The sequence below is a fragment of the Microbacterium sp. LWH12-1.2 genome, assembly GCF_040675825.1.
In the GTDB taxonomy this organism is placed as follows: Bacteria; Actinomycetota; Actinomycetes; order Actinomycetales; family Microbacteriaceae; genus Microbacterium.
Window position 1 is genome coordinate 3,866,309 of the sequence record NZ_JBEGIJ010000001.1, and the last position, 24,232, is coordinate 3,890,540.

The 24,232-nt window shown below is 64.1% G+C and carries 24 protein-coding genes and 2 tRNA genes; 13 read left to right on the forward strand and 13 right to left on the reverse strand.

The genetic code is table 11. The annotated features are described in order from the left end of the window. The first annotated feature begins 19 nt into the window (after window positions 1-19). Window positions 20-463 (forward strand): Lrp/AsnC family transcriptional regulator, encoded by a 444-nt coding sequence (locus MRBLWH12_RS18350; protein WP_363551228.1) that lies wholly within the window; start codon window positions 20-22, stop codon window positions 461-463. 18 nt (window positions 464-481) lie between these two features. On the opposite strand, the gene MRBLWH12_RS18355 is transcribed toward MRBLWH12_RS18350, so the two are convergent. Both MRBLWH12_RS18355 and MRBLWH12_RS18360 read right to left on the reverse strand, forming a co-directional pair. Continuing rightward, the gene (locus tag MRBLWH12_RS18355) at window positions 482-1,888 is read right to left on the reverse strand and encodes an aldehyde dehydrogenase family protein (protein ID WP_363551230.1); all 1,407 of its coding nucleotides are present in this window, start codon (window positions 1,886-1,888) and stop codon (window positions 482-484) included. Beyond that, window positions 1,885-2,940, reverse strand: coding sequence for a homoserine dehydrogenase (locus MRBLWH12_RS18360; RefSeq protein WP_363551231.1), 1,056 nt, complete (start codon window positions 2,938-2,940; stop codon window positions 1,885-1,887). Before MRBLWH12_RS18360 ends, MRBLWH12_RS18355 begins: the two co-directional genes overlap by 4 nt. 263 nt (window positions 2,941-3,203) lie before the next feature. Here MRBLWH12_RS18360 and MRBLWH12_RS18365 point away from each other — a divergent pair, with 263 nt between their 5' ends. The 3 genes from MRBLWH12_RS18365 to MRBLWH12_RS18375 are packed head-to-tail and all read left to right on the forward strand — an operon-like array spanning window position 3,204 to window position 6,606. Beyond that, a complete protein-coding gene (locus tag MRBLWH12_RS18365; protein ID WP_363551233.1) occupies window positions 3,204-4,685 on the forward strand; it encodes an amino acid permease in 1,482 nt (493 codons plus the stop codon). Beyond that, window positions 4,682-5,860, forward strand: coding sequence for an alanine racemase (alr, locus tag MRBLWH12_RS18370; protein ID WP_363551235.1), 1,179 nt, complete (start codon window positions 4,682-4,684; stop codon window positions 5,858-5,860). The genes MRBLWH12_RS18365 and alr overlap by 4 nt, the downstream gene beginning before the upstream one ends. Further along, window positions 5,857-6,606: an IclR family transcriptional regulator domain-containing protein gene (locus MRBLWH12_RS18375; protein WP_363551237.1), complete on the forward strand. Its 750-nt coding sequence runs from the start codon at window positions 5,857-5,859 to the stop codon at window positions 6,604-6,606. The genes alr and MRBLWH12_RS18375 overlap by 4 nt, the downstream gene beginning before the upstream one ends. Window positions 6,607-6,618: 12 nt before the next feature. Here MRBLWH12_RS18375 and MRBLWH12_RS18380 read toward each other — a convergent pair whose 3' ends face one another. Then, window positions 6,619-7,401 carry an IclR family transcriptional regulator gene (locus MRBLWH12_RS18380; protein ID WP_363551239.1) on the reverse strand — a complete coding sequence of 261 codons (783 nt, stop codon included), beginning with the start codon at window positions 7,399-7,401 and terminating at the stop codon, window positions 6,619-6,621. Window positions 7,402-7,492: 91 nt separating this feature from the next. On the opposite strand from MRBLWH12_RS18380, the gene MRBLWH12_RS18385 reads away from it, so the two are divergent. From MRBLWH12_RS18385 to MRBLWH12_RS18420, 8 genes are all read left to right on the forward strand, one after another. Then, complete coding sequence (locus tag MRBLWH12_RS18385) at window positions 7,493-8,377, forward strand: bile acid:sodium symporter family protein (RefSeq protein ID WP_363551241.1); 885 nt, start codon at window positions 7,493-7,495, stop codon at window positions 8,375-8,377. Window positions 8,378-8,398: 21 nt separating this feature from the next. Next, window positions 8,399-8,890 carry an FBP domain-containing protein gene (locus MRBLWH12_RS18390; protein ID WP_363551242.1) on the forward strand — a complete coding sequence of 164 codons (492 nt, stop codon included), beginning with the start codon at window positions 8,399-8,401 and terminating at the stop codon, window positions 8,888-8,890. 46 nt (window positions 8,891-8,936) lie between these two features. Beyond that, window positions 8,937-9,731, forward strand: a complete 795-nt coding sequence (locus tag MRBLWH12_RS18395) for an enoyl-CoA hydratase/isomerase family protein (RefSeq protein WP_363551243.1) — start codon at window positions 8,937-8,939, stop codon at window positions 9,729-9,731. 114 nt (window positions 9,732-9,845) lie between these two features. Beyond that, window positions 9,846-10,868 (forward strand): hypothetical protein, encoded by a 1,023-nt coding sequence (locus MRBLWH12_RS18400; protein ID WP_363551245.1) that lies wholly within the window; start codon window positions 9,846-9,848, stop codon window positions 10,866-10,868. Beyond that, window positions 10,865-11,677 (forward strand): inositol monophosphatase family protein, encoded by an 813-nt coding sequence (locus tag MRBLWH12_RS18405; protein ID WP_363551247.1) that lies wholly within the window; start codon window positions 10,865-10,867, stop codon window positions 11,675-11,677. Before MRBLWH12_RS18400 ends, MRBLWH12_RS18405 begins: the two co-directional genes overlap by 4 nt. Before the next feature lie 124 nt (window positions 11,678-11,801). Continuing rightward, entirely contained in the window at window positions 11,802-12,986 is a 1,185-nt protein-coding gene (locus MRBLWH12_RS18410) for a peptidoglycan DD-metalloendopeptidase family protein (RefSeq protein ID WP_363551248.1), read from the forward strand. A gap of 67 nt (window positions 12,987-13,053) precedes the next feature. Further along, window positions 13,054-13,125: transfer RNA gene (locus tag MRBLWH12_RS18415), tRNA-Thr, on the forward strand. A gap of 34 nt (window positions 13,126-13,159) precedes the next feature. After that, window positions 13,160-13,233 (forward strand) — tRNA-Met (locus MRBLWH12_RS18420). A gap of 48 nt (window positions 13,234-13,281) precedes the next feature. Here the strand turns inward: MRBLWH12_RS18420 and MRBLWH12_RS18425 are convergent. Next, the gene (locus tag MRBLWH12_RS18425; RefSeq protein ID WP_363551250.1) at window positions 13,282-13,686 is read right to left on the reverse strand and encodes a DUF3263 domain-containing protein; all 405 of its coding nucleotides are present in this window, start codon (window positions 13,684-13,686) and stop codon (window positions 13,282-13,284) included. Between the two features lie 62 nt (window positions 13,687-13,748). Between MRBLWH12_RS18425 and MRBLWH12_RS18430 the strand changes: the two genes are divergently transcribed. Further along, the gene (locus MRBLWH12_RS18430) at window positions 13,749-15,002 is read left to right on the forward strand and encodes an O-antigen ligase family protein (protein ID WP_363551252.1); all 1,254 of its coding nucleotides are present in this window, start codon (window positions 13,749-13,751) and stop codon (window positions 15,000-15,002) included. Here the strand turns inward: MRBLWH12_RS18430 and MRBLWH12_RS18435 are convergent. The 9 genes from MRBLWH12_RS18435 to MRBLWH12_RS18475 form a co-directional block, all read right to left on the reverse strand. After that, the gene (locus MRBLWH12_RS18435; protein ID WP_363551254.1) at window positions 14,976-16,679 is read right to left on the reverse strand and encodes a right-handed parallel beta-helix repeat-containing protein; all 1,704 of its coding nucleotides are present in this window, start codon (window positions 16,677-16,679) and stop codon (window positions 14,976-14,978) included. The genes MRBLWH12_RS18430 and MRBLWH12_RS18435 overlap by 27 nt on opposite strands. A 29-nt stretch (window positions 16,680-16,708) precedes the next feature. Then, window positions 16,709-17,032, reverse strand: coding sequence for a holin (locus MRBLWH12_RS18440; RefSeq protein ID WP_363551256.1), 324 nt, complete (start codon window positions 17,030-17,032; stop codon window positions 16,709-16,711). Between the two features lie 280 nt (window positions 17,033-17,312). After that, entirely contained in the window at window positions 17,313-18,137 is an 825-nt protein-coding gene (locus tag MRBLWH12_RS18445) for a M23 family metallopeptidase (RefSeq protein WP_363551258.1), read from the reverse strand. Window positions 18,138-18,148: 11 nt separating this feature from the next. Next, window positions 18,149-18,652, reverse strand: a complete 504-nt coding sequence (locus tag MRBLWH12_RS18450) for a hypothetical protein (RefSeq protein WP_363551259.1) — start codon at window positions 18,650-18,652, stop codon at window positions 18,149-18,151. 916 nt (window positions 18,653-19,568) lie between these two features. After that, a complete protein-coding gene (locus MRBLWH12_RS18455; RefSeq protein ID WP_363551261.1) occupies window positions 19,569-20,105 on the reverse strand; it encodes a hypothetical protein in 537 nt (178 codons plus the stop codon). Between the two features lie 80 nt (window positions 20,106-20,185). Next, window positions 20,186-20,680, reverse strand: a complete 495-nt coding sequence (locus MRBLWH12_RS18460) for a hypothetical protein (protein WP_363551263.1) — start codon at window positions 20,678-20,680, stop codon at window positions 20,186-20,188. A gap of 11 nt (window positions 20,681-20,691) precedes the next feature. Continuing rightward, entirely contained in the window at window positions 20,692-21,390 is a 699-nt protein-coding gene (locus tag MRBLWH12_RS18465; protein ID WP_363551264.1) for a hypothetical protein, read from the reverse strand. 123 nt (window positions 21,391-21,513) lie between these two features. Then, entirely contained in the window at window positions 21,514-22,062 is a 549-nt protein-coding gene (locus MRBLWH12_RS18470; RefSeq protein WP_363551266.1) for a hypothetical protein, read from the reverse strand. After that, window positions 22,053-22,262 carry a hypothetical protein gene (locus MRBLWH12_RS18475; RefSeq protein ID WP_363551268.1) on the reverse strand — a complete coding sequence of 70 codons (210 nt, stop codon included), beginning with the start codon at window positions 22,260-22,262 and terminating at the stop codon, window positions 22,053-22,055. The genes MRBLWH12_RS18470 and MRBLWH12_RS18475 overlap by 10 nt, the downstream gene beginning before the upstream one ends. Window positions 22,263-24,232: the final 1,970 nt, after the last annotated feature.

A 24,232-nucleotide genomic window follows, 5' to 3' on the forward strand; every position in this document is an offset into this window, starting at 1 on the left:
ACCGCACATTGGAGACGTGATGGAGCGACTTCCTCTCGACGAGGTCGATCGGCAGATCCTGTCGCAACTGGCTGACGACGCGCGAACGCCTCTCGTTGCGCTCGCGGCGCGCGTGCATCTTTCTCGCAACGCCGTGAAGCAGCGGATCGAGCGGATGGAGCGTCAGGGCACGATCGCCGGCTACACCGTCGTCCGCGGGAAAAGCGCTGCAACGGGAGTCTCGGCGATCGTGATGGTCTATCGGGCCGATCGGATGCGCGGTGGGGGCGTGATCTCCGAGATCGCCCAGATCCCCGAAGTGCGCCGGTGCGACATCCTCAGCGGGGACTTCGATCTGCTGGTGACGCTCGAGGCGGATTCCATGGATCGGATCGGCGAGGTCTGGGAGTTCATCGCCGCATTGCCCGGTGTGGCCGACACCGTGACCTCGGTCTCCCTGACGCGCGTCGTCGACCGACGTTGACGCGCGCCAGGGAAGTCCTCAGGTGTTGATGCAGATGACCTTCGGCTGGGTCATCTCGTCGTAGGCGAACCGAACGCCCTCGCGGCCCATGCTCCCGTACTTGGCGCCGCCGAACGGCATGCTGTCGATGCGGTAGTCGGAGGAGTCGTTGATCATGACGCCGCCGGCCTCGAGACGCTCTGCCACGCGAAGCGCGCGTCCGAGTTCTGACGTGAAAGCTGCCGCATGCAGTGCGTACTCGATGTCGTTCGCCTGCGCGATCGCCTCGTCTTCGGTATCGAATGCGGTCAGAGCGACGACGGGCGCGAAAGCCTCCTCGCGCCACAGTTCGCAGCTCAACGCCGCGTTCTCCACGACGGTCGGCCAGTACACCGATCCCTCGCGGCGATGACCGGTGAGGACGTTGGCCCCGGCGCTCACGGCATCGTCGACCATGCGCTCGACGCGCATCGCCGAGTCGGTTGAGATCATCGCGCCGACATCGGTGCGGGGGTCGGCGGGATCGCCGACGCGCAGCGCCGACGTCCTGGCGACGAATCGGTCGCGGAACTCCACGTAGACACTCCGCTCGACGAGGATGCGCTGCGCGCCGACGCAGTTCTGCCCGGCGGCCCAGAACGCACCGGAGACACAGGCGTCGACGGCGGCGTCGATGTCGGCATCCGCGAAGACCAGCACCGGGGCGTTGCCGCCGAGCTCCATCGCGAGCTTCTTGAGCCCTGCGCCTCGGGCGATGGCCTCGCCCGTCGCGAATCCGCCGGTGAAAGACACCATGCGCACGTCCCGGATTCCGATCAGAGCCTGCGCGAGGTGTCGGTCGCCATGGACGACAGTGACGATCTCGTCCGGCAACCCGGCGTCGATGAGCACGTCGACGAGCAGCTGGGCCGTGAGCGGCGTGAACTGCGACGGCTTGAGGATGACGGAGTTCCCCCCGGCGATGGCCGGACCGATCTTGTGGGCGACGAGGTTGAGCGCGTCGTTGTACGGCGTGATCGCCACGATGACGCCGAGCGGCTCGCGCGTGAACCACCCGCGCCGGTTCTCCGATCCCTCGTAGGCATCGAACGGGATCACCTCACCATCGGCGGCACGCGCAGCCTCTGCGGAGAGGGACATCGTCGTGATGGCTCGCTGCACTTCCTTCTTCGCCTGGGTGATCGTCTTCCCTGCCTCGCGCATGACGAGCGAGGCGGCCTCCTCGGCGCGCTCGCCGAGGAGGCGCGTGGCTCGATCGAGGATGCGGTGACGTGCGAACTTGGACAGATCGCGCGAGAGTGACGCACCGATGCGCGCGCGCTCCATGATCGCGTCCGCATCGGCCGGCGTGCTCAGCGGTACCTGTCCGAGCTGCTCGCCGGTGAACGGGTCGAACACCGACAGTCGATCGGCGGCGAGCTCGGCGGGTGCGAGCACGGCGGTCACAGCCCGGCCCCGACGAGCGCGCGCTGGTGGGCGTCGATGGCGATGATGTCGGAGAGCAGGGCGTACGCGGTCTCCCAGCGGCCCGCGCCGGGCCCGGAGACGGTGACCGTTCCGAGCAGGTCGGTGCTGAACGCGATCGCGTTGGTGGCACCCGAGATTCCGGCCAGCGGATGCTCCGGCGCCAGTGCCATCGGCTCCACCGCTGCGGTCACCGTGCCTGACGCGTCGCGCGTCACCGATCCGACGAGCTTCCAGCGCTTCCCTTCGGCCGCGGCCTGCACGATGTCGGCGGCGCTGAGCGAGCTGATCCCGCGGCGCTCGACGTCTGCGGTCGTGAGGTCGGCGCCGAGCAGCTCGTTGGCGAGGATGACGACCTTCAGCTGCACATCGGATCCTTCGATGTCCGCAGTCGGATCGGCCTCGGCGTATCCGAGTTCCTGCGCCTCGGCGACGGCGGCCTGCAGAGTCATCCCGCCCTCCATCTTGCCCAGGACGTAGTTGCTGGTGCCGTTCAGGATGCCCTGGATCGCGTTGATCCTCAGGCCGCTCATGGTCTCGCGGCCGAACCGCAGCACGGGCGTGCCGCTCATCACTGATCCTTCGTACTCGAACCGGACGCCGTTCTCGTCGGCGAGGCGGTTGAGCGCGGCGCGCGCGATGGCGACCGGTCCCTTGTTGGTCGTTGTGACGCTCTTGCCGCTTTCGAGGGCCGCGCGGACGTGGGAGATCGCCGGCTCCCCGTCGACCGGGTTCGTGAAGGTGGCCTCGACGATGATGTCGGCGGATGACTGCCGGATGACGTGATCGTTGTTCGGCATCGCCGCGCCTCCCGCCATGCCCTCGAAACTCGCGTTCGAGGGCATCTTCAGCACGTGGTCCAGATCGATGCCGTCGGACTGCATGAGCGAACCGAATCGGAGATCGGTGATGGCGACGACGCGAAGTGTGAATCCGAGTTCATCGGCGAGCGCCTCGCCTCGATCGCGGATGATCTCGGCGAGAGCGCGGTTGACGCCTCCGAAGCCGATGAGGGCGAGATCATGGTGGTTCACGGGTGCTCCTTCGTCAAAACGGGTAGGCATCCATCGTCGGATGGAGCCCTGTCAGTCCGCGCCTTCCAGAACGGCACACCGACCTGCCAGAACGGCCGTCGCGGTGTCAGAATCGCAATCCCGACGGCTGCGGTTGTCGTTTTCGGTGACCGGGGTTGCGGTGGAAGCCGACGGCATGTAGCGTCCCGCCATACCCGAATCCGTGCAAGATCGACACAACAGCGTGTCGATAACGCACGCCAATGCTTGGATTGAGAGACTGCATGGCTCCTGTAGCCGGGGAGAAAGAACTCCCCAACGCCCTGCCTCACACGACCGCGACACAGGTACCGTTGCGCCGCTTGCAACGGTCGATGGACGCGCGGCACCTGATCATGATCGCCCTCGGCGGTGTGATCGGGTCGGGGCTGTTCCTCAGCTCCGGATACACGATCTCGCAGGCCGGCCCCCTCGGCGCGATCATCGCCTATCTGATCGGCGCGCTCGTCGTCTATCTCGTGATGGCCTGTCTCGGTGAACTGGCGATCGCGTATCCCGTCTCCGGTGCCTTCCACATCTACGCGGCCCGCTCGATCGGCCCCGCGACCGGCTTCACCACGGCCTGGCTGTACTGGCTGTGCTGGGTCGTCGCGCTCGGCTCGGAGTTCACCGCATCGGGAATCCTGATGCAGCGCTGGTTCCCCGCAGTTCCGGTGTGGCTGTGGTGCCTGATCTTCGCGGCGGTGCTGTTCCTGCTCAACGCCATCTCGGCGCGCGTCTTCGGCGAGGCCGAGTTCTGGTTCTCGCTCATCAAGGTCGTCGCCATCGTCGGTCTCATCGTGCTGGGCGGCGCCGCGATCTTCGGCATCACGCCGCTGTCCGCAGAACACCCGCCGGCGATCCTGTTCAGCAACTTCGAGACACCCGACGGTCTGTTCCCCGGCGGCTTCAGCGGCGTGATCGTCACCGCGCTCGCCGTCTTCTACGCCTTCAGCGGCTCGGAGCTCATCGGCGTCGCGGCCGGTGAGACGAAGGACCCTGCCAAGAACATCCCGAAGGCCCTCCGCTCGACGGTCCTGCGCCTCGTGGTCCTGTTCGTCGGTGCGATCGCCGTCGTCGCCGCGATCCTTCCTTACGAGCAGGCCAGCGTGACCAGCAGCCCGTTCGTGGACGTCTTCGAGTACGTGGGCGTGCCTTTCGCGGCCGACATCATGAACTTCGTCATCATCACCGCACTTCTCTCCGCCGGCAACAGCGGACTCTTCTCCTGCGCGCGCATGCTGTTCTCGCTGGCGGAGGAGGGGCATGCGCCCCAGCGTCTCGCGTACCTCACCAAGCGCGGAGTTCCGATCGTCGCGCTCACCGTGAGCATCCTCATCGGACTCGTCTCCCTGCTCACGAGCATCATCGCGCCGGGAACGGTGTATCTGGTGCTCGTCTCGATCGCGGGGTTCGCGGTCGTGGCCGTGTGGATGTCGATCGTGGCGTCGCAGTTCTTCCACCGGCGCGCTTTCGTGCGAGACGGCGGCGATATCAAGACGCTGGCATACCGGACGCCGCTCTACCCCGCTCTGCCGATCGTGGCCTTCGCGCTTCTGTTCATCTCGATCGTGGCGATCGCGTTCGACCCGAATCAGGTCGCGGCGCTGTACTTCGGGGTGCCGTTCGTCGGAGCGTGCTACCTGTACTTCTGGTGGCGACATGGCCGCAAGCGCCAGGCGGATGACGCCTCGGCGGCGCCGGTCGGCGCCGGAGCGTCTGAGTGACGCGACCCGCGTCAGCGGGATGGGTCGAAGTCGACACCGAGGCGATCGGCCACAACCTTCGCACGATCCGCGCAGAACTCGGCGACCACGTCGAGTTCTGCGCGGTCGTGAAAGCAGACGCGTACGGGCACGGTGTCGATCTCGTCGTGCCCCTCTTGATCGCGAATCGCGTCACCATGATCGGCGTGACATCGAATGACGAGGCGCGGCTCACCCGTTCGTTCGGATTCACCGGCCGTCTGCTGCGTCTGCGAGCCGGGGTTCGCGAGGAGATCGACGAAGGTGTGGGGTACGGGATCGAAGAGTGGGTCGGCGGCGTCGAGCACGCGCGCGTGATCGCGAACGTGGCCCGAGAACGAGCGCGGCGGATCCGAGTTCATATCTCCCTCAACTCCACCGGTCTGAGCCGTGACGGCATCGAGGCGGGCGGTGGACTCTCCGATGAAGTCGTGCAGAGCGTCCTGCGGCATCCGGCCTTCGATGTCGTCGGAGTCTGCTCGCACTTCCCCTGCGAGGATCGTGCAGACGTTCGCCAAGGAGCAGCGAGGTTCGACCGGGAGTCTCGTGAGCTCGTCGGCCGCCTCGATCCCGCATCGTCGCCGCAGCGTCACTGCGCCACCACCTACGCTGCGCTCTACGAGCCGGGCACGCGGTTCGATCTGGTCCGCATCGGAGCCGCGCTCTACGGCGATACCGATGCGCTCGGCGGAGAGCTGCGCCCGGCCATGCGCCTCGTCTCCTCGATCGCGGCCCTCAACACCTACCCGGGCGGGAGCACCGCAGGATACGAACGCCGCCACCGCCTGCACGAGGAGGCGACACTCGCCGTCGTGCCCCTGGGATACGCCGACGGATACCACCGGAGTCTCGGCGGCCGGGCCGAGGTCCTCGTGCACGGGCGGCGAGCACCGGTGGTCGACCAGCTCGCGATGAACACATTTCTCGCCGACGTGTCGCACATCCCCGAGGTGCGTGTCGGCGACGAGGTCGTCGCCTACGGTGCGCAGGGTCGTGACGCCATCACGGCTGTCGATATCGAGCGGTTCACGGGTCAGATCGCCGCTGACCTCTACACAGCCTGGGGGCGACTCCTGCCGAGAGTCCCGCGCCGACCGCTGGATAGGATGAGCCGACCGGACGAGCTCGTAGGGGAGAGGGGAGTGCGCAGCAGATGAGTGCATCCTCTCTCACGCAAGGTCTGGCGTTGCTGGATGCCGCGATCAGCCAGGAGCGACTGCGCCGCCTGGGCCACAACGCGTCCCGACTCGCGGATGCGACGGGCATCGAGCGGAGTCGCGTCTCGCGACTGACCCAGGAGCTGCGGGAACTGGAGTACCTGGAACGCAGCGAATCCGCGTTGCTCGCCGCGGGGCCGGAGTACTTCCGCACCGCGGCGACGCTGAACACCGCGTGGCTGAAGGGCTCCCGTGAGGTTCTGAGGTTTCTTGCGTCGCACCTGCGGATGACGGCCGTGATCGCGGTCGCCGACGGTCCCCGAGCGGTGCTTCTTCGGTATGAGCAGGCGATCGCCGCGGCCGACCGCTCGCTCCGGCCCGGACTCGTCGCACCCATCTGGTGCACGGGTGCCGGCCGGGCGCTGCTATGGGATCACTCTCGAGAAGGCCTGCAGGAGCTGCTCGACGACGTGCAGTTCGTCGGCGTCGGCGGGCCGGCATCCGCCCGCTCGGTCGCCGAGGTGCAATCGCGACTCGACCGCGACCGCGCCAACGGATTCATCGCCGCGAGCCAGGAGTACGTCGGTGGCGTGGACGAGTTCGCGCTCCCCATTCGGCGGGGCGGGGCGGTCATCGCCTCACTCGCCCTTGCCGGTGCGCATCGAGACAAAGGCGCGTCCCGTGAGGTGCGAGCGCGCCTCAGCGAAGCCGCGCAGCAGCTGAGTGCCGCGGCCGACGGCCGCTGACGGCCGCGCGCGTCACCGCAGTGCTGCGCCGAGACGCTGTGAGAGGGCATCGGCTGCACTCCGCACGGAAGCACCGTATTCCGGTGTTCTCGCGCGCAATGCTTCCCGCTCGCCCACGACCTGAATCGCCGCGATGACTTCGCCGCGGAAGTCCCAGACGGGCGCGGCCACGGAGTACAGTCCCGGCTCTGCCTCCTGATCGACGATCGTGTATCCGCGCTCCTGATCCTGACGCAGGCGGTCGATGAAGTCGTCGACGGAGGCGGGAGCGTTCGGTCCGGGGCTGACGAACTCTGTGGCCGAGAACACCGCGCGGATCTCGTGATCGGTGGCATCCCAGAGCACCGCGCGCCCCGCGTCGCTGCAGAACGCCGGGTAGGCGCGCCCCCGCCACGAGCCGATCATGCGGGAGTCCGCCGGGATGCTCTCCAGAATCGTCACGGTGCTGTCGCCCTGCAGGACACTCAGGAAGCACGCCTGACCGAGGTCGGCTGCGAGCGCATCCAGCGTCGTCATCCCGACGGTCTGTAGACGCTGATCGGTGAGCTCCTGGGCGGTCGCGTACCAGTTCCAGGACAGCGAGTACGCGAGGTCGGCATCGCGGACGACGAATCCGAGGTTCAAGAGGGCGGACAGAGTCCGAGAGACCTGTGAGCGGTCGCGGTCCAGTTCTCGAGAGATGCTCTGCACGGTTGCGGTGTCGCCGCGGTCCGACAGCGCGCCCAGCGCGCGGACGATCTCGAACCCTCGTCCCATGCTGCTCAGGCGCGTCTCGGTGCGGCGATCCATCGACATGGATCGAGCGTAGCCGCCGCGGCGGCTACGATCCGGCGTGTCGACCGACGGTGCGTGACACCGAGACCCTGCATCCGCCACACTGAGTGCCATGGGATCAGCGTTGACCACCATCGGACTGCCTGTGGCACTGGGCATCATCATGCTGGGCCTCGGGCTCAGCCTCACCCTCGCCGACTTCGCGCGGGTGCTGAAGCAGCCGAAAGCGGTGATCGTCGCGCTGATCTGCCAGCTCATCCTGCTGCCGGGCATCTGCTTCGGACTCGTGCTGCTGTTCCAACTGCCACCGGTTCTGGCGGTGGGCATGATGATGCTCGCGGCCTCGCCTGGCGGCACGACGGCGAACCTCTACAGCCACCTGTTCCGCGGTGACATCGCGCTGAACATCTCCCTGACCGCGGTGAACTCGGTGATCGCGGTGATCACCCTGCCGCTGATCACGAACTTCGCGATCGCGTACTTCCAGCCGTTCGACAACCAGCTCGGGCTGCAGTGGGCGAAGGCGCTCGAGGTCTTCGCCATCGTCCTGCTCCCGGTTGCGGTCGGAATGCTGATCCGTCGCCTGTGGCCCTCCTTCGCGGACGGCATGGACAAACCGGTGCGGATCGCCTCCGTGGTCATCCTCATCGTCGTGATCGCCGGTGCCGTGGCATCGAACTGGGCGCTGCTCGTCGCGAATTTCACGCAGCTGGCGCTCATCACGGTGCTCTTCTGCCTGATCAGCCTGTCGATCGGGTTCTTCGTCCCGCGTTGGCTGAAGGTCGGCAGACGCCAGGCCGTGGCCACATCGTTCGAGATCGGCATCCACAACGCCACGCTCGCGATCGTCATCGCCCAATCCGTGCTCGGGTCGGTCGAGCTGAGTCTTCCCGCCGCGGTCTACGGCGTGCTCATGTTCTTCATCGCCTTCGGGTTCGGCTTCCTCATCCGCGATCGCTCGACTGCGGCCGTTGACGCCGCGGCGACGTCAGGGTGACCGGGTTCCTAGACTGGAGCGATGCGAGCGCTCACCGAAGCCGACGTCCGTGCGTCGTTCGTCAATGCGGATGCCGACGAATTGCGCGTCATGGCGATGCCGCACGACTTCATGCTCGTCGACTGGGACTATCTCGACTTCTTCGCGTGGCGTGATCCGGCCGCCGTCCGCCGCGGATACGTGCTGATCGAGCACGAGGGGCGTGTTGTCGGTGTGGTGCTGCGCGCCTCCGATCCCGGGCGCGGGCGCTCCGGCATGTGCAATATCTGTCACACGATGCAGCCGGGCAACCAGGTGGCGCTGTTCTCCGCCGGCCGCGCCGGTGACGCGGGCGCACGCGGCGACTCCGTCGGCACCTATCTCTGCGCCGACCTGTCCTGCCACGAGAGCGTTCGGCTTGCGCATCCGCTCGCTCCGAACGAGATCCGGGCGGCGGGCCAGGTCGACATCCGCCTCGACGGCACCCGACGCCGGATGGAGGCGTTCATCTCCCGCGTGCTCGAGCAGGAGTGAGCGCGGTTACGCTGGAGGCATCCGTCCTGTGCTCGAAGGAGACGCCATGAGCGATGCCATCCTGTTCTCGGTGACCGATGGGATGGCGCGACTGACGCTGAACCGTCCGTCCCGGCTCAATGCGTTCAACGCAGATCTCGCACATGCCTGGCGCGACGTCACCGCCGAGGCGACATCGAGGACGGACGTCAAGGCGATCCTGCTCGACGCCGCCGGTCCCGCGTTCTGCGCGGGTGGCGACGTCATCGACATGGCGACCTCGATGGGCTCCGGCGCCGACATCACCGCGCTCGCCGAGGTGATCAATGCCGGAATCCGTTCGCTCACCGAATCGACGATCCCGGTCGTCGCGGCGGCACACGGCACGACCGCGGGTGGCGGACTCGGCATCCTGCTCTGCAGCGACTACGCCGTTGTCGGCTCGCGCTCCCGCCTCGGCAGTCTGTACGCGAACATCGGCCTGACGCCCGACCTCTCGGTCTCCGCGCAGCTCGCGAGGGCCGTTGGCGAGCGCCGTGCACTCCAGCTCGTGCTGCAGGACCGGCTCCTCACCGCCGACGAGGCGCAGCAGTGGGGCCTGATCGCCGAGGTCATCACGGGTACGGATGCCGCGGCAGAGGCCGAGCAGGTGCGTGCGCGCGCTGAGGAGATCACCCGATTCTGGCTGGCCGGCGCGGCCGATGCCTACGGGCAGGCGAAGTGGCTCGTGCGCTCGCAGCCGCAGCGGACCTTCGCCGAGCAGCTGAGCGAGGAGGCTCGATCGATCGGGGCCTTCATGGAGACGGCCGACGCGCAGGCGCGGATCACCGCCTTCGCGGCGGCGTCGGCCAAGGCCCGCTGAGCCGGCAGGGCTGATCCGGCCGCAGGGGAACTTTCCACAGGCGGGACGGCGACCTCGGTTCCGCGGCCCGTGCGTGCGAGGATGAAGGCACCGCCGCTCAACGAGAGGATCGCCATGTCCCAGTCGGATACCGCGAAGGCCGAGAAGAAGAACACGTCCCTGCTCATCAGGGGCGCCATCTGGATCGCGATCGGCGCGTTGATCGCTGCGGCCATCGTCTGCGTCATCTGGGTGCTGATCGGAGATCAGGACGGTCTGATCGGCCGCGCATTCCTGACGATCCTCCTGCTCGCCGGCTTCGCCGGGATCGCGATCCTCGAGGCAGGACTCGCGCCGAACCGGCCGGACTGGCTGGCGCTGTCCAGCATGGTCACGTGGATCGTCGCGCTTCTCGTCGGCGCCGTGAAGATCTGGCTCCCCGAAGATGGCGACGACTTCGGGGGAGCGGAGCGGTTCTTCCAGTTGCTGCTGGTGGTCGGCATCCTGCAGCTGGCGCTGCTGCACGTGCGCATCTTCACGCCTGCCGCGCAGCGCCACGTGACGACATTCACCCGCGTGATCTACATCCTGACGGTCGTCTTCCTCACGGCTCTGGTCGGCATGCTCGTCTTCTTCCTCACCTTCCCGCACTCGTTCGACTACGTCGAGCTGTACTGGCGCATCGTCGTGGCGCTCACGATCCTGGCGGCCGTGGGCACCACGCTCATTCCGCTGCTCAACGCACTGTTCGCGCCGAAGAAGCGCCCGGCGTTCGCCGCGGCCGCTCCGGCTCAGGCGCCGGCATGGCCGACCTATGCAGACGGCATCACCCCGCTTCCCGTTCTCGCCGACGGTCAGCCCGACTGGAACGCGTACTACACCGGCTACCCGACCGCTCAGCAGCCGCAGCAGCAGCCGTTCGCCCTCGCATCGGCCGAGCAGTTCCCCGTCGTGCCGGCAGTGGCGCCGAGCGTCCAGGCTCCGTCGGTGCCCGAGGTGCCGGCAGCGCCCGAGGTGCCGGCAGCCCCTGAGGTTCCGCCGGCACCGCCGGTGCCTCCCACTCCGCCGGTGCCCCCGGCTCCGGCGGCTCCCGGCGATCACATGGCTTTTCCGCCTCCTCCTCCCTCGGCTCCGCAGGGTCCCCAGGCTCCGCAGTGAGCCTGGAACGCGACCTCGGCGAGCTCGCCGCCGACATCGCCCGCGAGGCCGGCGGTCTCGCGCGGCGCCGTCGCCAGGAGGGCGTGCATCTCGCGGCGACGAAGTCGACGCTGGCCGACATCGTCACCGACGCCGATCGTGAGGTCGAAGCGCTGATCCGCGCCCGATTGCGCGCCGAGCGCCCGGGTGATGGCTTCCTCGGCGAGGAATCCGGGGCCGAGATCGGCGACACGGACATCACGTGGGTCGTCGATCCGATCGACGGAACGGTGAACTACGCCTACGGCATTCCCGCGTACAACGTGAGCATCGCCGCCGTCCGCGGCAGCGCCGATCCTGACGCGTGGGAGGCGCTCGCCGGAGCGGTGTTCGCACCGGTGCACGACGAGCTCTTCACCGCCGTGCGCGGACACGGCGCCTGGTTGGGCTCCACACGTCTCGCGGTCACGACCGATTCGGCAGCAGCCGGCGCACTGCTCGGCACGGGGTTCGGCTACGACCCGGCGACGCACGAAGGAGATCTGGCGACGGTACGCAGCGTCATGCCCATGGCGCGCGACCTCCGGCGCATGGGGGCTGCCGCGCTCGATCTCGCCTACGTGGCCGCCGGTCGACTCGACGGATACTTCGAGCGAGGGCTGGCGCCCTGGGACATCGCCGCAGGTGCCCTGCTCGTCACCGAAGCGGGCGGAAAGTTCTCCCGGATCGACGCCGACTCGTCGCGGCCGATGGTGATCGCCGGCGGCGTTGGTGTGCACGACCGCCTGCTGGCCCTGATCGGCGACCCGTCTTCGCAGGCGAAAAGGTGACGAACTCATGGCATTCTCAGGCGGAGCAGGATAGTGTTTATGCGATCGTTACTTTCATCCGCCCGAACGGGTGAGAGTTGAGTAAGCGCCCCCGAGCTTGACGCACGACCCGAGAGAATCCGCTTTGCCCTTCGAAACTCCCCAGGCTGCCCCTGCGCCCACGCGCCGTTCCAGCCGACTCCGCAACGAGGCCGTCGAGGCCCCCGCGGTGGGAACGACGGCAGCCGCCTTCGCCGCGCCGAACAGTCTTCCCGCCACGACAGCGCCGTCGGCAACCGTTCTGACCTCTCGTCGCGCAGCGCGGCAGCAGGTGAGTGTTCAGAGCGTCGACGCGTCCAGCACCCCGCTTCTCGCCCCCGCTGCTCCGGTCGAGTCGCCCGCCGAATCGCCCACCGCCGAATCGCCCACCGACGAGACGATGTCCGACGAGGACGTCGACGTCTTCGAGCAGGCGACTCGCGCTTTCCGTATCGGTGAGCAGACGGCGGATGCCGCGGCATCCGTCCCTCGCGCCACCGAAGAGCACCTCGCAGAGCCGACGATCCCCCACGTCGCGCCCCGCCGTTCGTACTCGGTCCGTCGTTTCGTGACGATCGGCGCGACCGTCGGCGTGATGAGCCTCGCCGGTCTCCTCGCCGTCTCGATGACGCTTCCGACCGAGGCCGTCGCCGCCGCTCAGGCTCCGCAGGCCGCAGCCGTGACGTCGCTCGTCACCGCCTCCAAGACGGCTAAGGACGACGCCCCCGAGGGCGAGATCCAGGCGTACGTCGCTTCGTCCGATGTGCAGAACGAATCGCTCGAGCGCGCAGAGGACTTCTCGACGGTGTCGTATCTCGACATCGCTGCCGAGCAGGGCATCCGGTACTCCGGCGAGGTCTACACGAACGATCCGGATGCGGCGATCCAGTGGCCCTTCCTGGTCGGCGTCGGCATGACCTACGGCTACGGCATGCGCGACGGCCGGCTGCACGCCGGTATCGACTTCGTGCCCGGCAACGGCGCTCCGATCCAGGCGATCGCCGACGGCACCGTGCGCACCGCGACCGAGCAGGGCGGCGGCTATGGAGTCACCGTCTACATCGACCACATCATCGATGGTGCCGTCATCACCAGCCACTACGCGCACATGCAGTACGGCTCGCTGCGCGTGAAGGCCGGTGACACCGTGAAGGTCGGCGACATCGTCGGTCTCACCGGCGATACCGGCAACTCCTACGGCGCGCACTTGCACTTCGAACTCATCGTCAACGGGTCCACCATCGACCCGATGCCGTGGATGAAGGAGAACGCGGGTCGATCCTCGTATTGACCGCCTCGGTTTCATGAGAACGCCGCAGTGATGGTAGTCTCGTGTGGTTGCCCCGCGAGGGCAGCACGCTCCGATAGCTCAGTGGTAGAGCACTTCCTTGGTAAGGAAGAGGTCGTCAGTTCAATCCTGACTCGGGGCTCGCAAAGCATCGTCTCACGTGATGGATGCCTCGCGGCAGGGTAGCTCAGCTGGTTAGAGCGCACGACTCATAATCGTGAGGTCGCGGGTTCAAGCCCCGCTCCTGCTACAGAATACGACATCTAGGTGTATCCCCAGGTGTATCCCACGGTCAAAACTAGCCGCCCGGGGGAGTGGAGGACATGCGCTTCTCACGCTCCACACGCCTCCGTGCAGCCCTATCGCGTACCAGTCGTGCGGTCACCGGGTCTGCTGCTATTCCGGCCTCAGATGATGCAGCACGGGTCAACAGGAGGTAGTAGCGCGTTTCGGTGAGTCCGAGCTGATCGCGGATCCGTAACCATTTGGTGGTCGCGTGTCCGGGGTTGTCTCGTTCGAACGCGAGAAGCGTGGCGGGAGTCATGTGATCTAGCGTGCGCCAGGCCACCGACACGGAGATATGCGCCCTGTATGCTATGAACATGCGGAGCGGTATGAACCAATGGGCCGGGGTGGCGGCAGTCTCGGTCGCTTTCTTCGCGCTCCACGCCGTGTTCGGACGTGACGACTTCACGATCATCATTGGCTTATCTGGTGCAGCGGTCTCACTAGCCGCGTCGGTTCTTCTCGGAGCACTAGCCGCCCGTGACTAACTCGAGCGCAACATCGGACAGCCGCTCGAGCGTTATCGGCCCCGTCGCGCTTGGTCTTTTCGTAAACGCGGGGTCGCTGAAGTCACACCCGTTGCTCGCGTGGCTCCCACTCGATCTCACCTTTGCGTTGGCCATCCTGCTGGCGTTGGTTTCGATGGCTACCGCATTGCGATCAAGCTTCATCCCCAAAGCGATTGGTGTTCCGGTGTTGCTCGCCGTGTCCACCCTTCCGGGCGTGGCGCTCATGTCAACCGGGTATGGCGAAAGCAAATCGTCTTACTTTTACACCCTCACGCTGCTTGGCATGTGCGCAGCAGTCTTTCTGCTTGACACCCCGCGACGACGCAACGCATTTCTGATCACCCTCGGTGCCATCGGCGCAGTGGTCGCCATCCTTGTTTTCGTGTCGCCTGCGCGCCCCGCGGAGTGGAGTGCAGTAGTCATGCTCCCGGGAACGAACACAATCGCCACCTCGCGAATGATCCTTGCCGGGGTCATCGCCGTTGCTCTCTACTCGATGATCGGAAATCGGAATCTAGCCACCCGTATCGGCCTTTTTGTGCTAGCGGGGTTCATGATCATCACAGCGCTCAACACGGGTTCGCGTGGACCCGCGATTGCTGCGGCCGCGGGCGTGGCGGTGGCACTTCTGGTAACGCCCGCCTTTGGGCGTCGCCGGCTCCGGTCCATTACGTTGTTGGCCGGGGTGGCGACTGGGGGTGTACTCCTGGCCGCTCAGGGGGGCGCGGGTGGGATAACCCGCATTGTGACGTTCCTTGAGGGGGAGACGGATACGTCGGCTGGCGCGAGGGGAACTTTCTGGGACGTTGCAGTGTCCCATGCGACAAATCTCCCCCTTGGTGGCGGGTGGGGCTACTTCGGCAAAGCTTTCGCCGGGGATGGCGCGACTGCGACTACCGCAACCTACCCACACAACAGCATCATTGAAATCACGCTTGAGGCGGGTTGGGCTGCGGGCCTCACCTTCATCATTTTGGCGAGCATGGCAATCACTCGGTACGTGAAGGTTTCCGGTACGGCGCAGTCTGCGACGTTTCTGGTTCTGTTCGTGTTCACTCTCCTGAACTCGTTGGTCTCTGGCGACGTGAACGACAACCGCCTGATGTGGGTGCTGCTCGTCGCGGCCTGGGTGATCTCTGCGCGCACGCCCAACGCAGAAACGCCCCCACCCGAAACCCGGGTGGGGGCGTTTCAAGAGTCACTGGACAAGACCAGTAGCCTGTAGGTCGTCGACGACCGAGTTCACAACTTTCGCTGTCGACTCGTGGTGAAGTCGCAGATTCTCCACTGCAACACGCAAGGCGTTCAAGTCGGCAAGCGTGGCCGCGTCCCCCAGTGCCGCAGGGGTTGCCGTGAAGGCGGCAGACTTGTCATTAGCGGTGTACGCCGCGTGGGTCTTGCTTGCCGTTGAATAGGTCTGCGTGTAAGCGGTCGGGCGAACCACGGGGGTGACGCCCCAGAATCCCACCTTCTCCCCAGTCTTGCCCACCGTGACCAGTGACGCGTCAAAAGAAACGGCGGTGATGTTGCCGGAATCCAGAATCGTCCCGTCAACCCCAGCAGACCAGTCGTTACCCAGCATCGTGATCGTGTTCGGGGTGACGTTCGTGACCTCGACGCCATAGTTGAGAACGTTGGTCGCAGTCTTCGACTCGCGCCGCACATGGTTTCCGATGACGACACCGTAATTGTGTGACGACTGGACGAAAACGCCAACGGCGCGTCCTGCCGTGCTTGTCCACGGGTCAACGATCGTGTTACCCGTGACAACAAATCCGCGGTTGTCGTGATAGATCGAAATGCCCTCGCGGGTCGGTTCCACGATCGTATTGCCCGTGACGACCAACCCCACGGTGTCATTGAACCGGATGCCACCCAGCCCGAATGTGTCCACCCCCATGCCGCGAACAGTGTTCCCGATAATCGATCCGGTCGCGGCGTCGGCCGAAACGCCCGTCGACGTGTTCTCGCCAGCGAAAAGGATTCCGCTGCCGCCCGATCCTGATGTGGACGGGTGGGTAATCGTGTTGCTCACGATCTGCACATCATGGGGGCCGTACTTGTTGCCGCCCCACCCGGAGCCGACCGCAGCGATACCAATCATCGCGTTACGCACAGTGTTGTTGGCGATAGTGATGCGCTCACCCGAGTGGGTGTCAATGCCCTCCCAGAACGGTACGCCATCGATCGCGTTTCCCTCGATCACGAAATCCGTAGATCGGGGGTTATCCGCCAGTGTCCCAACTTCAAGATGGCTGACCGCAATTCCGTATGCGTTCGGGGTCGCGGTCACGTTTGAGATCTTGTTCTTCGTGACCTTCCCATCCGTGCAGGACAAGAACATCAAGCCGGCGTACCGAATGTCATATGCCACACACCGTGTGACCTGGATGTCATCGCAGTACTGTGCCCACAGTGCCCCCTGCCCCCACGTGTCAAACACGCACTGCTCGATTGTGACGTTCTCGATTGGGGCCGCTGACGTGCTTCCGTGTGGGTAGATCGCCCTTTCGCCAGAGACAAGCGACGCAAACTGTGCACCCGTGAACCGGATGCCGCGCACTGTGACATCACTCGATGTAATCTCGAGACCCGCTTTTCCGCCCACGCTCTGGGTGATGCGGGCACCGAATCCGGTGATCGTGAGAGGCTTACTGGCCACTAGGGCATCCGTCAGTTTGTAGTGACCAGCCGGGAAGTGGACGGTAGATCCAGATGGCGCGGCGTTGAGCAGGTTTTGGATGGCAGTAGTTGAGTCTGCGACTCCGGTTGTATCGATCCCCGCGCCGACCATAATGATGCTCGCAACGAAGGTTCCTCCGAGCGTGGTAGTGAGCGCGTTGATCACGGGTTCCGGCAGGCGGTAGTCCGCGTCATCTACAGCAACAAGACGATTAGCCATCGCGTCTCCCGCCTCTCATGTTGTTGGTGTCAATGGGTGCGGGAGATTGCCGCCTGAATGTCCGCGTTCTGCTCATCCGGGCCGAGCTGTGCGTGTGCGAACAGGACTGCATCCTTGATGTCGCTGTACGGCACCTCTTCAACAGCAGGCTCATCAGTCTTGCCTCGGAATGCGACCGAAGTGAGAACAGAAACCAGGCCAGCGAGTCCAGCCACGGATGCGATCTGTGGCCAATCAACATCCAGGAGGCCCGTCACGTTCGCGGTGAGAACAGCCGCCGCCGCCTGTGCGACCGTGGACACTGCCCGATCGAACGCGTCAACCCAGAAACCCTTGCTTGCGTACTTGCTCATTTGCTTCTCCTTCAACGCGCCAAATCTTCCGGCCAAGTAGGACCAGGAAGACGAGGCACCTGCTCGTCATAAATGTGCGCCCACAGAACATGCGACCAAGACCGGTACGCATTCCGTTCACGCTCCAAAACCTCAACCCGCGCATCCAACCGGGTCACCATCGACAACGCCAACGTGCCAGCATCAGCCTTCGATGTACGGTTGCTATTCGCCCACGCCACTATCGCGGTCATGACAGCACCACCCAGGACACCCAACGCGCCCCACGCCTCCGGAGGCATCAGCCGTCAGTGTTTGCGGTGAGCGTCAGGCCATCAAGGGCATCCCTCGCGCCCCGCTCGGCCGCATCCTCGATCGCCTTCATGTCAAGAGCGACACCAGACCCCGCGGAAAGCTGCGCAACCGCGGCCTGCAACGCGGCAAGGACTCCCGCGACCTGGGAAGAAAGCTGCTGCGAGTAGATCGCGACATCGAGAAGGCCGTAGAACGCCTCGCCAGGCTTCTCGCCATACGGCTTAGCCCACGTGATCTTTCCCGTCGTGTTGGCCGGGACGTTCGCCGGGCCAAAAAGCGCCTGGTATACGGCCTCGAGCCGCCGATCCTGTTCAGGTGTCATGTCGTCCTCCTCAGACGCGAAACCACCAGCAGCAGTGCCGCCAGTCAGTGCATGGAAATCGACCGTCCCGGACGATCCGAATGTGTAGCCGCGCCCACGGAATGCGGTCACATGTACGTGATCGCCGCCCGTGTTCGACCAGAAAGCGTCATTGCGGTACGGCTCACCGAAGAACTCGGAGCCGTAACCGGACGCGCCCGAAATGGCAAAGACTTCGCCGGGGTCCAGTTGCTGACCAATCGACGCGACGATGCGCGAGTTGTGCAGGTAGCGAATCCAACGGGTGCCATCGTCAAGGGTGATGTACCGCCCGGTCGCCCAATCGACGTTGCCGCCAATGTCAACAACCCGGCAATACGTTGGTGCACCCAGAGGCGTCCCAGTCGGCATGTAGTAATCCGTCCCCGGCTCACTCGACGGCGGATTGCGGCGAAGGTGCGCGTCGCGAGAAGACGTGCCGGTATACGGCCCCGGAATTAGGTAGCTCATGCCGGTTACCCCTATCCCGCCGCCGCACCGGACAGCATTTGCACGGCCGTCCAGTGAATGTCCGCCGCGACCTGACCGCCACCAAGCGTGTAAACCCGAACATCGAAGCCCGTCGTTGTCCGAGACCCATAGTGGACAACGCACACATTCGGGTGACCAATAACCGTCGCCACGATGACAGGAGGCACAGAGAACCTGCCCGCGGGAAGCGGCACCGTCGTAATCCCCGACGCGGCAATCGCAGCCGACCCAGCAGAAAACGCATGTACCCGCTGAATGCGAAGCCAGCCCGAACCGTCATGCACATAATCCGTGTCGGTGTCCAAGGCGTGGCCAGCAAGCCCCGCACGCTCATACGGGTACGCATCTAGACCCGCCAGGTTCGCCCGCACAATACGGTTACCCACATCGGCGGCATAAATGCCAGCAGCGGTCGGGTCCACACCGGTATCAGGCGCGCCCGTATCCAGAAAGATGGGCCTCCCGGTCGTAGCATCATAAGAATCAACAGCCATGCGGCCCCCTTAGAAACACAAAACGCCCACCCTTTAGGCGAGCGTTCAAGAAATAGGAATGGTTCAGCGCGTACCGCTGATCAGGAGGGCACCGGAGAGCGCATCCCCGGCCGTACCGCGCCAGATGTTGTAACCGCCATCCGCAACCCCAATACCGCGACCGCCAGCCGCGACATAGGTTCCAAACCCAACCGGAAGCCAAACCCACCCGGCACGGCTACCCTGCGGGAGATCGATCAAGGAAGAGATAGAAGGGGGACCGCCCGGAATGGCCCAATGCGGATGCACACCAATGGACGCCGAGCCAACCTGCTGCACCAGCGGCAGATATATCTGGATGCCCGTCACCGTCCCCGACCCGACCGCATCGCGAACCGTGTCGCCATACACCCAGATGCCGTCGTTGTGAGCAGAAGCCCAGGGTCGTTGCCCCACCATGAAGACTCGTAACGGCCACTGTTGGTAGCCCGCACCGTCACCTGAAATGGACCCGAACCGACCCCGCCAGTCCCGGGCGGGACCGGTGCATCAGTCCCGGTGACCTTGCCCTGAATGACACCTGTTGCCCAGTTGACTTCCACCGGGTCACCAACGACGGGCGTGTACCCATCGCGGTAGTACAACATGTACTCAACGCCATCCACCAAAACGGTCGCCTTGGGTGAACCTGTGCCCGTGATTGTGCCCAAAGGACTCAGGGGTGTCACTGGCCCCGAGACGGCAGGCGAACCGTTCACCCAGTCAACGCGCACCGCCATACCCACAGCAGGCGGGTAGAAACCGACACACGGAATCGTCACCGTTGAAGTCCCAATGTTGACGACCGCAAACCGGCCCTCCATGCGGACGAAGATCGCCGTCTCCGAACGCACCGACCCACGTGCCGCCAACTGTCGGGCAACTGTCTCAGCGTTGCTCATGACAGCTCCCGAGAAACCCGCATCGTCACGTTCATGTACGCGCCACCCGAGAGGGCGACCTTGCGAAGCTGGCCAACCAGTGGACGCTTCCAGCCATCCAACGCCACCACGTCACCCACCTCAACAAGCGGGTTGACGTGGCACTGAATCTGTACGTCATACTGCTGAGAACCAATCGACTGATCCAGAACAGACTGAACCGCCGTGTCTCCCTGGCCCTGCGTCGTCACGAGATCAGACGAGTAGTAGCGAGTGTTCGCCCCATAAGGCCCATCAACACGAAGCGGCCCCGTAGTCACGCGGGCCACCGAATAGAACGGCTGGCCAGCCTCATCCTCAAATGACCCGACCACCTCGTTGTAAACCGTGTCCGTGTCGATCTCGTCTGCCACATCAAGCACAGTCCCCGACGTCCCCAGTCGCAGCGTCGCAACAGGCTCACCTACGACATCCGAGATGATCACCCACGCGCCGCGACTGTTCACCACAGCCGAACCACCCAGGACGCGCCCAAGCTCAAGCACCGCATCCAAGCGGCCACCCTGCTTCGCTTCCCAAACCTTAAGAGACGGCAACGGCACATCCGCAACGGATTGCTCAACCGGCATACCGGTCAGCCGGCGGATCTCATCAAACGCCGAAGCGCCCGCCGCTGACTGTTCTGGGAACTGAAACCCCAACGGTCAATGTCGGCTTCCAGGGAATCAAACTTCAGCCCAACGCGAGAAGCCACCACAACCTCGCGGCCCTGAACGGCCGCTACCGAATCGGACGCATAAGGGACCGACGTGACCCGGAACATGCCCAATGAAACGGACTCAGAAAACCCGCCCGCCCGTATCGTCATAACCGGCTCGACGCGTGCGCGGAACGGGGACAGGAACCCTTCCGTACCCACGGGAACAAGAGACGAACCGTCTACTGGCGCATGAACCACGGCACCAGACCCCGACGAACACACGCGCCGGCCAAGATCCGAATCCGACTGCCACGACTCAAACCGGATGCCCTCAAGCATCCGATCGGGACCATTGAACACATTCACCGTCAGCTCGCGCTCAAACGAACCAGTCAGCACATCCTCAAGAGCCTCGCTGTGCTGCCTCATGTGGCCCCCTCTTATCCCGCAGTGCCCGCGAGGTCGTACCTACGATTGATGTCAAGGCGGGTAAGCCCACCAGCATTTACGGCCGCTCGAGTAGCGAAGAAAGCGTTTATATCCGCCCTCGTCAACAGGGGGATGAACAGACCGGGCGCGGGGGGATCTACTTCATCCCCGTCAACTTGGTGTGAAATCTCCCCGCCGCCCCACTGGTGATTGATGTCAACCTCGGCCACGTCAAGCACCGACAGGAACAACGGCTGTGGTACGCGCATCTTCTGATGCGTCGACCCCAGCCGGATGCACACCACTGGCGGCATACTCAGATCGCCACACATTGCCTGAATGGCATCTGCGCCCTCGTCATCAACAGTGCGAACATCCAACTTCAAACCGACGACGCCATGACGCGGCTCCGACAGAACCACGCCAACTCGACGGCCCAGCGGCCTGGACACGACACCAGGAGTCGGGCGACGGATCACCGCGGCAGAATCACCACCCAGTTGCACCTTCACCCCACCAGCCGGATTCAACGGGTTATGCATCCACGTATCCGCACAGATGATCGTCACTGATGCCGAGTCCGTGAACCCAAGTGAATTACCCGCCTCATCAAACAACTCGGCACGATACGTCACCAGGATGTTGAAAGGAATCTCAAAGTCGATCCGAGTAAACGCACCTGCCGTGGCCGCACGAACCGCACCACGCATCTGAAACTCGCGGCCAGCCGCAAGGCGATAAACCGTCCAGCGTTGCAGCCTCAGGAATCAGATCATCAATCAACACCTCAACAAACGGTGCAGCGGTCACATTCGTCAGCAACGTAATCGCCATCAGATAGCCTCCGCGTTGTAAGGAATGATCGTCACGTAACCGATCGCATAAGCGACAGCATCGAAGGCATACAGAAGCGGTTCGGCTTCAACGAGATCCTGAACCTCATACAACTGATCACCAGCCGGAATCGCGTCACGCCCCGGCGAAAACAAATCCGGGTAGTACCGGTCCTGACGGAAAGCACCAAAAGCCATATGCTTCTCCGTCAGGACCGTGCACCATACTTCGACCACGCATTGGCGGAATTGTCGTGAGCAACAATCTGCTCTCTGAACAATCGCACGAACCGGATTGCCATCAACCATCAACGTGAACACGGCCCCAGCAAGCGAAACGCTTACGGGTTCCGCAGACTTCGCAGACCCCGAGAACATTCCAAGCTCCTGACCCGACTTCATCCATACGCCCACAGACCGTTGCCTACGTGCCGGGTCCATAGAGATGTAAGCCTCGCCGTACTCCTCAGCGAACTTGTGAATGCCACCCGGCGTGTGCGAGTAGATCCCCGGCTCAAATCCCGAGTTCGCAAACGCCTTCACAGCCATTCGAGTACATCACCGCCATTTGCCTGAGCAATAGAGACGTCCTTGTTGCCCACCGTGAACGACTCCAACGTCACCCGCTTATAGGTGTTGTCGGGGATCGCGTCAAGACGCTGCTTCAGTAGCCGCAGCTTCTCCTCAGCGGTGTCCGTTTCGGCGATGATCTTCATCGTCTTCTGCGTCAGGCAAATTGAAGACTTCATCCGCCAGCTTCACAAACCTCTTCACGGTTGAACCCGGCCGCAGTAGCAGACTCGATGAACGCCTCACGTTGACTCTGCAACGTGCGCGTAGTGACTTGTCTGCCGCATCCTTGGATGAACATCGTTGCCTTGTCCTGCTCGATAGCTGAGCAGCAGCAGCATCCTGGCCGCACTGGCAACACCTGACAGCATGTCCTCATTGGCGGATACCGGATGTCCTGTTGTCCTGTCCCGCGAGATTGCTGTAAGCCCTCAAGGGTTCCGTTGGCTTCCTCGTAGGCGTTCCTCTGTCGCTGAACCTCGTCCGAGATGCCAGCAAGCGCGGACTGATACCCGGCGTTCGCAGAGATCGCATCCTGCCGACCACCGTTCGCCTCATTGATCGTGTCAATCAGTGATGGACAGCTCGTCGTGCAGTTCATTGACCGAGTCGGCCTCATCCTGATGACGTTCGCCTCAGCCGCGGATTCCAGCCGGCATTTTCCCGTCCGAACTAATCACGATGTGGGGCCTCGCCGGCCTCTCTCGCGAGCGAGCTGTGTGCGGCCTGACCCACGAGCGGGCCAGTCTCCCTTCTCTACCTCGGCTGGGCGAAGCGGGACGTGATGCCGGACGACAGCGCGCAGAGATGCTGGCTGAATTGTGGTCGGCAGAGCGGTTGTAGGCGACGATGAGAGCCATGCTGAGTCTTCGGCGGTCCAGTTTCCTCGAGGGTGCGTTCGCGTGTCATCCCTCGATTTGCCTTCCGCACAAGGCACGCCAGAGGAGATACCGCGAGCTTAGTCAAGCAGATTGTTTGACCCGCCACTCCGACGGCGTAGCCCGCAAGGTTTGAGACGTCTTTCTTCCTTGTCGTGATCGCGTAGTGCAATGAGTTTCACGTGACGCCTCATGACTCGATGCGTGCCCTCCTCAGCGTGTCCCATACCCTCAGCCCTGGCCTCGAGCTTTCCGCCTGGGCTGAAGCCACAGCTGCGCCAATCGCGGTAACCATCGCGTCACGCTAGGATCGCACCGCCACCGACCCAGCCATCCTTCTGCATAGAAATGTTAGAGTCCGCAACGCGATCTTGAACTCTGCGATCTTCGTGGACCGCAGAAGAGCCGCCACCGCCAGTGAGAGCAATCGCACCACTACGAGTTCGCGAGATCCAAATTGATCCCCTGCACCGGTCGGAGAAGATCGCCCATGAACCCGGCAAACTCAGTCACCGCATCCGAAGCACGGCCAACTCAGAAGGAACACCTACCGAAGTACGAGGGGGGAAGGGAGAGAGGGAGAGGGGGGGGGGGGGGAGGGAGGGGGAAAGGGGAAAGGGGGGTCGATCGCCGCATCCCGCAACCGCGTTTGCCAGCATCGCGATCTTCGACGCCCACGGTTTCGTACCGCGTACGCCTCAAGCGTCAGAGGCGTTGTTCTCATCAATGCCGTTTGCCATCAGCCATCGCCTTTGTAGAAGTCGTCGCACGGCAGAAAACGCAACAGTGCTTCACGCATCCGCACCTCAGTGATACCCAGCTCGGTCAAACGCCTGATCGTACGAAGACCCCTGAGCCTCCGCGTTAGGACAGCCCTTCACAGAACAGGACAGCGCAGCAGCCGTGTCCGACTTTCACGTTCTGAAGAGCGTCGGCCGAAAACGCCCGCCATCCCTCGCGAACATCTCAGACGGTCGCCGCCCGAATCCACAGAAGAAAGCAATGTCGATCATTGAACATTCGAATGCCGAATACCGCCAGCCTCCGCTTTCAATACCGAACCGAAGACAGAGCGGATGCAAGGTGCCCAGAACGTCTGCCCTCGGAGAGCCAATCTTGTAACCAGCACCAGCGAGACGCAATCGACATCCTCAAGGATCCGACTCATGGTTGCGTAGATGGTTTACCCAGGCCCGACGATTCGCAGAACCCAGATTCGACAGAACCTGAAACCTCGACGTGCCCATATGTTCGTAACCGGGCAATAGCCG